This is a genomic window from Phyllobacterium sp. P5_D12 (genome assembly GCF_054049495.1).
The window spans coordinates 1-10,628 of sequence record NZ_JBFUMG010000118.1; the positions used below are offsets into that span (position 1 = coordinate 1).

The following is a 10,628-nucleotide window of genomic DNA, read 5'->3' on the forward strand; positions in this document are numbered from 1 at the left end:
GGATTTCGCCCGTGGGAAGCACAACCTCTACCCCAAGACAGAGTTCGCGCGTATTTCCGTAGGCCAGCACGGCGGTTCCACCCGCATTGGACGAGAGATTGCCGCCAATCTGGCACGAGCCTTCCGAGCCGAGCGATAAGGGAAATAAGCGACCAGCCTGTTCAGCCGCTTCCTGCAACTTTTGCAAGACGACGCCGGCCTCAACGATGGCAAGGTTACCCGATGTGTCGATGGAACGAATCACGTTTAACCGGGATAGCGACAGGATGATCTGGTCGCCGCTTTCATCAGGTACCTGTCCCCCCACAAGGCCCGTATTGCCGCCTTGGGGAATAATGGCCGTGCCGGTTTCAGTTGCCAGTTTGAGAATGGCCGAAACTTCTTCAACCTGCGCGGGACGCAACACCAGTGATGTCTTGCCACCGAACTTATCGCGTGGCTCCACGAGATAAGGTTCAATGTCCTGTTTATCGCGCAGCGCATACTTCTCACCGACAATCGCCGTAAAGCGTTCGATCAATTCCAGTGTCAGGGTCATTTTATCTGTTCCATCTCGTCAGTCGAAAGCGAGCGGGGCGCGGCAGCACGGACGAGCCGGTCATTGATGGCCTCGCCCAGTCCGTTGAAGGGAATGGGCTCAACAGCGATCACCGTGCCGCCGAGGCTGTCTAGGCGTTTCATGAAGTCGAAAAGGTTAGCAGCGGCCTCGCGCAAATTACCGGTCTCGCTGAGGTTGAGGCTGGCCGAAGCAACTTCCACATCCATGGCACGCACCGGACCGAAAGCAAGCAGGCACTCCCCTTCCCGCACCTCATGCACATTGAGCCGGACGCTCGCCGACGGCGCATAATGCGACGTCATCATGCCCGGCGCCTGAATGGCGGCACGCTGATCCAGGCGTTTCAGCTTGTGGCCGATAACGGCCTCTATGTCTTCGGCAGCAAGCCCGCCCGGACGCAACAACAAAACTGCATCCCCGTGCACTTTGACGATCGTCGATTCCAGTCCGACTTCCGATGGCCCGGCATCGAGGATGAGCGCAATCTTTTGACCAAGATCGTCGGCGACGGCTTCAGCACTCGTGCCGCTGATCTTTCCAGACGTATTGGCGCTCGGAGCCGCGAGGGGCCTATCGAGCTTCGCGATGATCTTTCCGGCAATCCCGCGCGGCATTCGCAGGGCTATGCTATCCAGACCTGCCACCACGAGGGGATGAATTCTGGCGTCCGGCTTCAACGGAAGGACCAGTGTGAGCGGGCCCGGCCAGAACGCATCGATCAAGCGCCGCGATAGAGGATCGATCAGGGCGTAGCGTTCCGCCATCGCGACATCGGAGATATGACAGATCAGCGGGTTGAAATGCGGCCTGCCCTTCGCTTCGAAAATTCTGGCCACCGCATCGCCATTGGTGGCATCGGCCGCAAGTCCGTAAACGGTCTCGGTGGGAATGGCGACGAGCTTGCCTTCGGCAAGCGTAGAAGCTGCCGTCAGGATTGCTTGCTCATCTGCTGCAAGGATTAGTGCCAAGGCTTTCTCCGATCGCGAGCATTGCCTACACGATGGAGAACACTTGCTGCAAGTATATGCTGATGAACACGCCGAATGACATCATGCATAAAATTGAATCCATCCTGAACAAGGCTTGGCAATAAATCGCTGTTAACAGTCGGCCAAGAAAAGAACAGGGACGGGTTTGCCATGCTTCGCCAAATCATTGCCGCAACGACGATTGCCCTATTCTCGGTATCCGCCCAAGCTGGCTCGATCGACGAAGTCAGCGTGTCGGCCAAGCCAAATTCCGTCTCATATGTCGGCTATGACAGCTTCGATGCAAACGGCAATCCGCTCTGCTCACCTTGCCTGGCGCAAAAGGCAAAAGAGGCAGCCAAGCTGAAAGCCTACGCTGAAAGGCGCGAACGTTCGCGCCAGTATATGGCGCGTCTCCAGGGCAACGGTACACAATCCGACTCGATGATGGCCGCCAATGCAGCGCCGCTTGTGCAACCCGGCCAGCCGGCACCTGAAAAGGTTATTGCCGATGTTGGTGAAACGCCGCTGCGCGCCGGCGTGCAATAGACAGGCGCGCGAACAGCAGCGCCTATCTTCCTGTTATCCCGCGATTTTTGAGAAATCCGCAACCGTGTTCGTTGCTGTCCTGATGCGGGAGAGCAACGCCAGACGGTTTGCGCGAATGTCCGGATTGTCGTCGTTAACCAGCACTTTCTCAAAGAATGAATCAACCGGTTCACGTAAAGCGCTAAGTGCGATCATGGCGCCGGAAAAGTCTTCGTTTTGAATCGCTTGCGCCGCCTGGCTCTCAGCTTGATTCACCGCCGCTGAAAGTTCCCGCTCTTCTTCCAGTGCGAAAAGCGCGGCGTCGACAACCGGGGAAATCGGCGTTCCCTTCTTTTCCTCAGCGCTTAAGATGTTGGCGGCACGCTTGGTGCCGGCAAGAAGGTTCTTGCCGTCTTCCGTATTGAGAAAGACCACGAGCGCTTCGACCCGGCGTGCGATCAGCAACAGATTGTCAGCGCCTTCCGTCAACACCGCGTCGATCAGATCGTGGCGGGCACCGAGTTCGCGAAGGTGTACTTTCAGACGCTCGTGGAAGAAGCCGAGCAGGTCGAGGAGAATGGGCTGGGACCGCTCGGAAAGCTGGCCGCGTATTCGCTTCTCGAAGCCGGAGATGGCGTTGATGACATCCTCCTCGCCGTCGACGTCGCCCGTACCCTGGGCCGCTTGGCCTTCCTCGAAGTGCTCGATGCGCTGTTCGATCTTTTCTACGCGGAGCTGAATGAACGCCGATTGAAACAATGGCAACAGTTCGATTTTCCATTCGCTGGAAAGAAGCAGGCGTATGACGCCGAGTGCCGCACGTCGCAGCGCGAAAGGATCTTTCGAGCCGGTCGGCTTTTCGTCGATGGACCAGAAGCCGACGAGTGTGTCGAACTTGTCGGCGAGGGCAACAGCGACAGAAACCGGATCGGCTGGCACAAAATCGGAGGGACCTTGCGGCTTGTAGTGTTCCTCGATAGCAGCCGCGACGGAAGGATGCTCCTTCTGCAGCAACGCATATTTGCGGCCCATGCCGCCCTGCAGCTCCGGAAATTCGCCGACGATTTCGGTCGTAAGATCCGCCTTCGCGAGAACAGCGGCGCGCATTGCAAGCGCTGGATCAGCGCCAACCAGCGGGGCGATTTCACGCGCAAGATTCTTGATCCGCGTGACGCGTTCGCCCTGTGTGCCGAGCTTGGCATGGAAGGTGACATTCAGCGCATCGAGCCGCGCCATGCGCTGGTCAAGCGGCTTCTTGAGATCAAGATCGAACTTGATCGCGGCAGGCGCCAGGGTGTGCATATCCGGCAGATCGTGCTGATCAGTGTTCCAGAAGTAAAGTGCGTCGGAAAGGCGCGCACGCACGACTTTGCCATTGCCGTGGGCGATCTCACGGCCGCCATCTGTCGCCTCTATATTGGAAACGAGAATGAACTTGTTGGACAGCCTGTCGCTTTCGCCCTGTTTGCGCGTGACGAAGCATTTCTGGTTCGTCTTGATCGTCAGGCGGATGACTTCTGGTGGAATAGCCAGAAACTCTTCCTCAAACTCGCCCATGAGCACAACCGGCCATTCAACCAGGCCCGACACTTCTTCGAGAAGCGCATCGTCTTCGACCAGCTCAAGACCGGACGCGAATGCGATATTCTGTGCGTCCGACAGGATGATTTCCTTGCGGCGGTCGGCGTCCAGAACGACCTTGGCTTTTTCAAGCTTGGCGACGTAGTCGTCGAAACGGCGAACAGTGATCGGTTGGCCGTCGCTCAAAAAGCGATGGCCATAGGTGACATTGCCGGCGCGTAAACCATCGATCTCGAAGTCGACAACAACGGGCTCTTCGGTTTCGGGACCGAAGGTGCAGACGATCGATTGCAGCGGACGCACCCAGYGCAGGCTGCCAGGCTTTGACGATGCCCTACCCCAACGCATGGATTTCGGCCAGGGAAACGCCGCAATGATCTTCGGCATGATTTCCGCGATGATCTCTTCAGCGGCGCGGCCGGGCTTGGTCAGATGAGCGACATAGAAATCGCCCTTCTTTGGATCGGTATGGACGTGCGCCTCGGATATATCGGCAAGGCCCGCAGAGCGCAGGAAGCCTGCAATCGCCTGATCGGGAGCGGTGACGCTGGGGCCCTTGCGATCCTCATGCACGTCCTTGGAACGCGCGTTCAGCCCACGTATGTCCAGCGTCAGGCGTCGCGGCGTCCAATAGTCGCCTGCGGCCTCATAGGTGAGACCTGCCTCGACCAACGCGTCGGTCACGAGCTTTTTCAGGTCGCCCGCGGCCTTGCGCTGCATGCGCGCTGGTATTTCTTCCGAGCGAAGTTCGAGCAAAAGATCAGGCATTACACGGACTCGCTTTTAAGATTGGCGCCGCCGGCTTCCGTCAGCAGGAAGGCCTCGCCGCATTGCCGCGCAAGGTTGCGGACCCGCAGAATATAGCTCTGGCGCTCGGTGACCGAAATGACACCGCGCGCATCGAGAAGATTGAAGGCATGCGAGGCCTTGATGCATTGGTCGTAAGCGGGCAGGACCATCTTGTGCAGCGGGCTGTTGTCACCCGCCTTGGGAGCGCCAGCGCGCAGGAGCGCCTCGCACTCGGCTTCGGCATCCTCGAAATGCCGCAGCAGAATAGCAGTGTTGGCGTGCTCGAAATTGTGCCGCGAGTATTCCTGCTCGGCTTGCAGGAATACATCGCCATAGGTGACTTTTTCATCGCCTTCGAGGCCATTGAAGTTCAGGTCGTAGACATTGTCGACACCCTGCACATACATGGCTAGCCGTTCGAGACCGTAGGTCAACTCACCGGAAACCGGGGCGCATTCGATGCCGCAGACCTGCTGGAAATAGGTGAATTGCGAAACTTCCATGCCGTCGCACCAGCATTCCCAGCCAAGGCCCCAGGCACCGAGGGTCGGGCTCTCCCAGTCATCCTCGACAAAACGGATATCGTGCAGCAGCGGATCGAGCCCGATCGCCCGCAGAGAGCCGAGATAAAGCTCCTGCAGGTTGGGCGGCGATGGCTTCATGATCACCTGGTACTGGTAATAGTGCTGCAGSCGGTTSGGGTTTTCRCCGTAGCGRCCGTCCKTGGGGCGGCGCGAAGGCTGCACATAGGCTGCCTTCCATGGCTTTGGTCCAAGCGAGCGCAGCGTCGTTGCCGGATGGAACGTGCCGGCGCCGACTTCCATGTCGTAGGGCTGTAAAATGACGCAGCCATTCTCCGCCCAATAATTGTGAAGCGTGAGGATCAGACCCTGAAACGAGCGGGTCGGCTGCATATGATCGGGGAGTGAAACGGTCACCGCATGGGCCTTTGACAACTAGGAACGGAGTGCACGTCCTAAGACCTGCACTCCAGCCGGTCAAGTAGAACCAAGCAGTCAGCCCTTCTTGTCGGGAGCCGCTGCGGGCGCTGGTGCAACAGGTGGCTTCGGTACATCGGGGCCATTCTTGGCGACGCCCGGGTCCTTATCATCGGGAAGGCCGTTCTTCAGCTTTTCCTCGATCTTGACCAGATCTTCAGGGTCGGGCTTGGAATCCCGTGCGTGCGCCCATTGGAACGTTGCTTCCAGTTTGCGGCCGGCCCGCCAATAGGCATCGCCCAGATGGTCGTTGATCGTCGCATCTTCCGCCCGTAGTTTCACGGCCTGCTCAAGCTGCGTCACCGCATCATCGTAACGGCCAAGGCGGTAGTAGGCCCAGCCAAGGGAATCAACGATGTAACCGTCCTGTGGACGCGCTGCGACGRCCTTCTTGATCAGATCAAGCCCCTGCTCGAGTTTGGTATTCATGTCGATCCACGAATAGCCGAGATAGTTCAGCACCTGCGGCTGGTCCGGATAAAGTTCAAGCGCCTTGAGGAAATTCGGCTCGGCCTTGTCCCATTGCTTCAGGCGCTCGTAGGCGATCCCGCGTTGATAGAAAATCGTCCAGTCGGTACGAGTCGGCTCCTTCAGCGCTGCGACAGCCTGATCGTAGGTTTCGGCGGCCTTCTGATAATTCTTGTCTTGCGAATAGATGCTCCCGATCGCGAGATAGGTACGCATATCTTCGGGTTGGCTCTTGAGCAGGCCATTGAGGTGCTGGATGGCCTCGTCATTGCGCTTCAGGATCGCCAGATTGATGGCGAGTTGCATCTCGGCATCGCGGCTATAGGGAGAATCCGCAGAAATCTTGCCGAAATAGTCGATCGCCTTGTCTGACTGTTCCAGCTTCGCGCTGATGTCGCCGAGCTGGTACAGCRTCGCGTCATGATCTGGGCGAAGTGGCAAGGACATCTGCAAATAGAGCTTCGAGAAGGCTTCGCCGCCATTGCGGTTGATGGCTGTCGCCACCGTATAAAGCACCTCGGCCGCGCCCTGTTGCGGCGTTTGTATGAGTGGTTTTACCGTCTTGCCATCAGCAATCTGCTTGCCGAATTCAGCGAGCACCATGCGGCCGGAGAGCACTTCCGAGGCTTCCTTGACCAAGGCTTGGGCACCGTCCTTATCGCCCGATCGCATCTTGAATGACGCATAGGCTTCGACGAGACGTTCATAGGTGTCGGGTGCTGCCGCAACATTTGTCTTGTCGTCGATCGCGCTCTGGTAGAACGTTGCAGCCTTATCCTTCTGGCCCGCCATATCCGCGATCAGTGCGGAATTGTACGTCTTGAACAGTGTGAAACCTTCCGGCCCCTGCAACTTGTCGATCATCGAAAGCGCTTCATTCGGCTTGCCAGCGCCCGCCTTGGCCCAAGCAGCAACCAGCCCGGTTATCATGCGGTCAAGATCGGACTGGAGCGACAGCATCATCAGGGTGTCGACCTGCCGGTATTGTTTCCTGTTAAGGGCATCAATACCGAGAGCCAGCCGCGAAAACCGTTCGATTTCCGGAACGGCCTTCAGTTCCTCTGCCAACGGCAGTGCTTGCTTGAACTGTCCATTGGTCAACAGCACCAGCATCAGGCTCTGGCGCAGCTCCGTGTTATTCGGATCATACGCCAGCGCTTGCCGGTAGAAAGAGATGGCGCTGTCGAAGTCATTGCTGCGTTCTGCGGTACGCGCGGAAAGGAACGCGCCGGAAAGAGTGCCGGCATTCAATGTCGGTGCGTTGTTGGTCGCGGCCTGAGCTGACGCAGCTCCCACCGTTAACGCAGCGAGCGTTGCGCCCATGACCGAGCCAAGCAATTTACTACGCTGCATAACAAAACCCTCTTTGTGTTCCCGAATTGAGATGATTGTCCGAATCCTCAAGGAAACCATGGCCTTTTTACGGTTTTCGCTCAAGGTTGATCGAATGTTCCGAGTTTTGGGCCTTTACGCAGCGTAAGAACCCATCAATTGACCCGGCTGATGCAAAAGTCGATGACTTCGAGAAGCGCATCCTTCTGCGGCGACTGATCGAGTGGAGCGAGTGCATCCCGGGCGATGCCGCCAAAATGCCGGGCGCGCTGTATTGTATCACTCAATGCACCATAGCGCGTCATCAATCCTTTGGCTTTTTCCAGGCCCTTGTCGTCATTTGCACCGTTTTCCAGCGCCTGTTTCCAGAAAAGCCGCTCTTCCGCCGTTCCTCGCCGGTAGGTGAGGACCACCGGCAGGGTAATCTTGCCCTCACGAAAATCATCGCCAGTATTCTTCCCAAGGTCTTTGGCGTTCCCACCATAGTCGAGGGCATCATCGACAAGCTGGAAGGCGAGCCCCAGATTGAGCCCATACGAACGCAGCGMCTGGCGGTCGGTCCGTGATGCGGAAGCGATGATGGGTCCGACTTCGGCGGCCGCAGAAAAAAGCGCTGCTGTCTTCGCCTTGATGACGGCAAGATATTCGTCTTCGGTGGTTTCGAGATTTTTCGCAGCTGCAAGCTGCATTACTTCGCCTTCGGCAATCACCGACGCCGACGTCGCGAGCACATCAAGTGCGTCCAGCGAGCCGACATCGACCATCATCTTGAAAGCCTGGCCCAAGAGAAAATCACCAACCAGAACGCTCGCCTGGTTGCCCCAGATCATGCGTGCCGTGCGCTTTCCCCGGCGCAGATCGCTTTCGTCGACAACATCGTCGTGCAGCAATGTCGCCGTGTGCATGAATTCGACGCTGGTCGCAAGCTTGACATGGCCATCGCCGTGGTAGCCGAACATGCGGGCAGCGGCGAGCGTGATCATCGGGCGCAAACGCTTGCCGCCGGAAGAGATCAGGTGGTTCGCAACCTCCGGAATCATCTCGACGTCAGAGCCGGCTTTCGACAGGATGAGTTCGTTGACGCGGGCCATATCGGCGCCGGTCAAATCGATCAGCGGCTGTACCGATCCGGTATTGTTTTTCTTATCGTCAAGACTGACAACGACGCCCAAAACGAAACTCCCTGCGGTTCTGGCCTGATGCGGCGACACCTTATTTTGAGAGCCTGTAACCCGCAAGCGGCGAATTGGCGCGCAAAATTTGTACTAGTGGAACGAATTTGACATTTGAGTCCTGCGGGGCAGCAATGCTCATGCTCAAATGTCAAATTCAAGGTTCCACTAGAAACCAATAACTTGCTAGTGGTCCTTTGATTCTGGCATTCGCAAAGAGCGGCCTGCAAAAATGGGATGCGAATGTCAGAATCGGACCACTAGGGTGACAAATTCGTGATAAGGCCATGCACTGCTTCATACAATCAGGGCAAGGCGCTTTGCGCTACCCTGCAACGGTAGTCAAAATGATTGAAATACTGCGTACAAACGATCCGGTTTTAATCTCTTTTGTCGAATCACTGCTGAAGGAAGCGAAGATAAACCACTTCGTTGCCGATTCGAACATGAGCATTCTCGAGGGTTCGCTTGGTATTCTCGGGCGCCGAATCATGGTTGATGGCGACCGCGAAAAAGAAGTGCGACAATTGCTCATAGACGCCGGTATCGAACAGGAGCTTCGCGACTGACTTATGCCCGCCGACGCCTCACAGACGAAGGACGCGTTTCATCGCGGCAGATTTTACCTGTTGCAACCCGCTGCAAAGGGGCACCGTTCCGGTGTGGACGCGATGATCCTCGCCAGCATGGTGCCGACTGATTTTACCGGGCGGGTCGCCGATCTTGGCGCCGGTGCCGGTGCCGCAGGCCTTGCGGTGCTCTCCCGCTGCAATGGCTCAACTGCCGTCTTGATCGAACGATCGGACTTCATGGCTGACTTTGCGCGCAACTCGCTGGCGCTGCCTGAAAACAGCGAATTTTCCGGGCGTGCCGACGTAATCCAGTCAGATGTAACATTGACAGGCAAGGCACGTATTGCCGCCGGACTTGCCGACAACAGCTTTGATTTCGCCATCATGAACCCACCCTTCAACCAGCCTAGCGACCGTGCGACGCCCGATCCGGTAAAGGCGGAGGCGCATGTCATGACCAAGGACATGATGGAAAAATGGGTGAGGACGGCGGCGGCCATCGTGAAGCCCGGCGGATCGATCGGGATCATCGCGCGGCCAACATCGATAACGGATTTGCTCGATGCGCTTGAGGGACGCTTTGGCGGGCTGACCATCGTTCCCGTGCAGCCAAGACCGCAGGACGCCGCCATTCGCATCGTCATAAAGGGTATCAGGGGAAGCCGCGCGGGACTCTCGCTRTATCCTGCCCTTGTCTTGCACCATGAAACCGGAAATGCATTCACCGAGCGGGCAATTGCCATCAATAATGGATTGGCGTCGCTTTTTTAGACTTTGATCCCATTGTGATTTCCTGCATGTGGCCTACATGGTTCTGACAACACATAGCCACAGGAGACACGCTTGGCTCGATTTATCCGGAAACTATTGCCCCGTCGCTGGCGCCCCGACTATCAGGAAATTCCGGTTGTTCGCTTGCACGGCGTAATCATGTCTGGCGGCGGTCCCTTCCGGCAAAATCTCTCGCTTGCATCGACGGCGGCTGTCCTGGAGAAGGCTTTCGCAGAAAAAGACGCACCTGCCGTGGCAATCTCCATCAATTCCCCGGGTGGATCGCCAGTTCAATCGCGTCTGATCTACCGGCGCATTCGCGATCTGGCCACGGAGAAGAACAAGAAAGTCTACATGTTCGTCGAGGACGTCGCGGCCTCGGGAGGCTATATGATCGCTGTAGCCGGCGATGAAATCATCGCCGACCCCTCCTCCATCGTCGGTTCCATTGGCGTCGTCTCGGCAAGTTTCGGATTCACAGAACTCATCAAGAAAATAGGCGTTGAGCGCCGCGTCCATACAGCGGGAAAAAACAAGGCAACGCTTGATCCGTTCCGGCCCGAAAACAAGGAAGATATCGAGCATTTGAAGGCGCTTCAGCTCGAAATCCACGAGACTTTCATCAATCTCGTCAAGGAACGCCGGGGAGAGAAACTGAGCGATAATCCCGACCTGTTCACGGGTCTGTTCTGGACAGGGACGCGCGGCGTTGAACTTGGACTTGTCGATGGTCTTGGCGATATAAGATCTTATCTTCAGTCACAATACGGCCCAAAGACCCGGCTAAAATTGATCACGCAGCCACGGGGCATGTTCGGACGCAAGATTCCGTCTACCGAAACCAGAATTGAGGTGCTTGGAGCCAATCTGGCCAATGGTGTGGTCAGCGC

The 10,628-nt window shown here is 57.2% G+C and carries 10 protein-coding genes; 4 read left to right on the forward strand and 6 right to left on the reverse strand.

The features are described 5' to 3' along the window. Nucleotides 1-538, reverse strand: a 538-nt coding sequence (locus ACXJ5O_RS10405) for an FAD-binding oxidoreductase (RefSeq protein WP_457299828.1), incomplete at its 3' end; no start/stop codon positions are given. Further along, nucleotides 535-1,527 (reverse strand): L-threonylcarbamoyladenylate synthase, encoded by a 993-nt coding sequence (locus ACXJ5O_RS10410; RefSeq protein WP_457299829.1) that lies wholly within the window; start codon nucleotides 1,525-1,527, stop codon nucleotides 535-537. The genes ACXJ5O_RS10405 and ACXJ5O_RS10410, both read right to left, overlap by 4 nt. A 171-nt stretch (nucleotides 1,528-1,698) precedes the next feature. Here ACXJ5O_RS10410 and ACXJ5O_RS10415 point away from each other — a divergent pair, with 171 nt between their 5' ends. Continuing rightward, nucleotides 1,699-2,076, forward strand: a complete 378-nt coding sequence (locus ACXJ5O_RS10415; protein WP_457299830.1) for a hypothetical protein — start codon at nucleotides 1,699-1,701, stop codon at nucleotides 2,074-2,076. A gap of 33 nt (nucleotides 2,077-2,109) precedes the next feature. Here ACXJ5O_RS10415 and glyS read toward each other — a convergent pair whose 3' ends face one another. The 4 genes from glyS to ACXJ5O_RS10435 all read right to left on the reverse strand — a co-directional run bounded on the left by glyS (nucleotide 2,110) and on the right by ACXJ5O_RS10435 (nucleotide 8,395). Continuing rightward, complete coding sequence (gene glyS / locus ACXJ5O_RS10420) at nucleotides 2,110-4,404, reverse strand: glycine--tRNA ligase subunit beta (protein ID WP_457299831.1); 2,295 nt, start codon at nucleotides 4,402-4,404, stop codon at nucleotides 2,110-2,112. After that, nucleotides 4,404-5,339, reverse strand: coding sequence for a glycine--tRNA ligase subunit alpha (locus ACXJ5O_RS10425; protein ID WP_457299836.1), 936 nt, complete (start codon nucleotides 5,337-5,339; stop codon nucleotides 4,404-4,406). Before ACXJ5O_RS10425 ends, glyS begins: the two co-directional genes overlap by 1 nt. Before the next feature lie 102 nt (nucleotides 5,340-5,441). Next, entirely contained in the window at nucleotides 5,442-7,244 is a 1,803-nt protein-coding gene (locus tag ACXJ5O_RS10430; protein WP_457299832.1) for a tetratricopeptide repeat protein, read from the reverse strand. A 134-nt stretch (nucleotides 7,245-7,378) separates the two neighbouring features. Next, nucleotides 7,379-8,395, reverse strand: a complete 1,017-nt coding sequence (locus ACXJ5O_RS10435) for a polyprenyl synthetase family protein (protein ID WP_457299833.1) — start codon at nucleotides 8,393-8,395, stop codon at nucleotides 7,379-7,381. Between the two features lie 347 nt (nucleotides 8,396-8,742). Between ACXJ5O_RS10435 and ACXJ5O_RS10440 the strand changes: the two genes are divergently transcribed. From ACXJ5O_RS10440 to ACXJ5O_RS10450, 3 genes are all read left to right on the forward strand, one after another. Next, a complete protein-coding gene (locus tag ACXJ5O_RS10440; protein ID WP_112525794.1) occupies nucleotides 8,743-8,964 on the forward strand; it encodes a putative signal transducing protein in 222 nt (73 codons plus the stop codon). 3 nt (nucleotides 8,965-8,967) lie between these two features. Beyond that, nucleotides 8,968-9,738 (forward strand): tRNA1(Val) (adenine(37)-N6)-methyltransferase, encoded by a 771-nt coding sequence (locus ACXJ5O_RS10445; RefSeq protein ID WP_457299834.1) that lies wholly within the window; start codon nucleotides 8,968-8,970, stop codon nucleotides 9,736-9,738. A 72-nt stretch (nucleotides 9,739-9,810) separates the two neighbouring features. Then, nucleotides 9,811-10,628: S49 family peptidase (locus tag ACXJ5O_RS10450; RefSeq protein WP_457299835.1), on the forward strand; the 818-nt coding region annotated here is incomplete at its 3' end.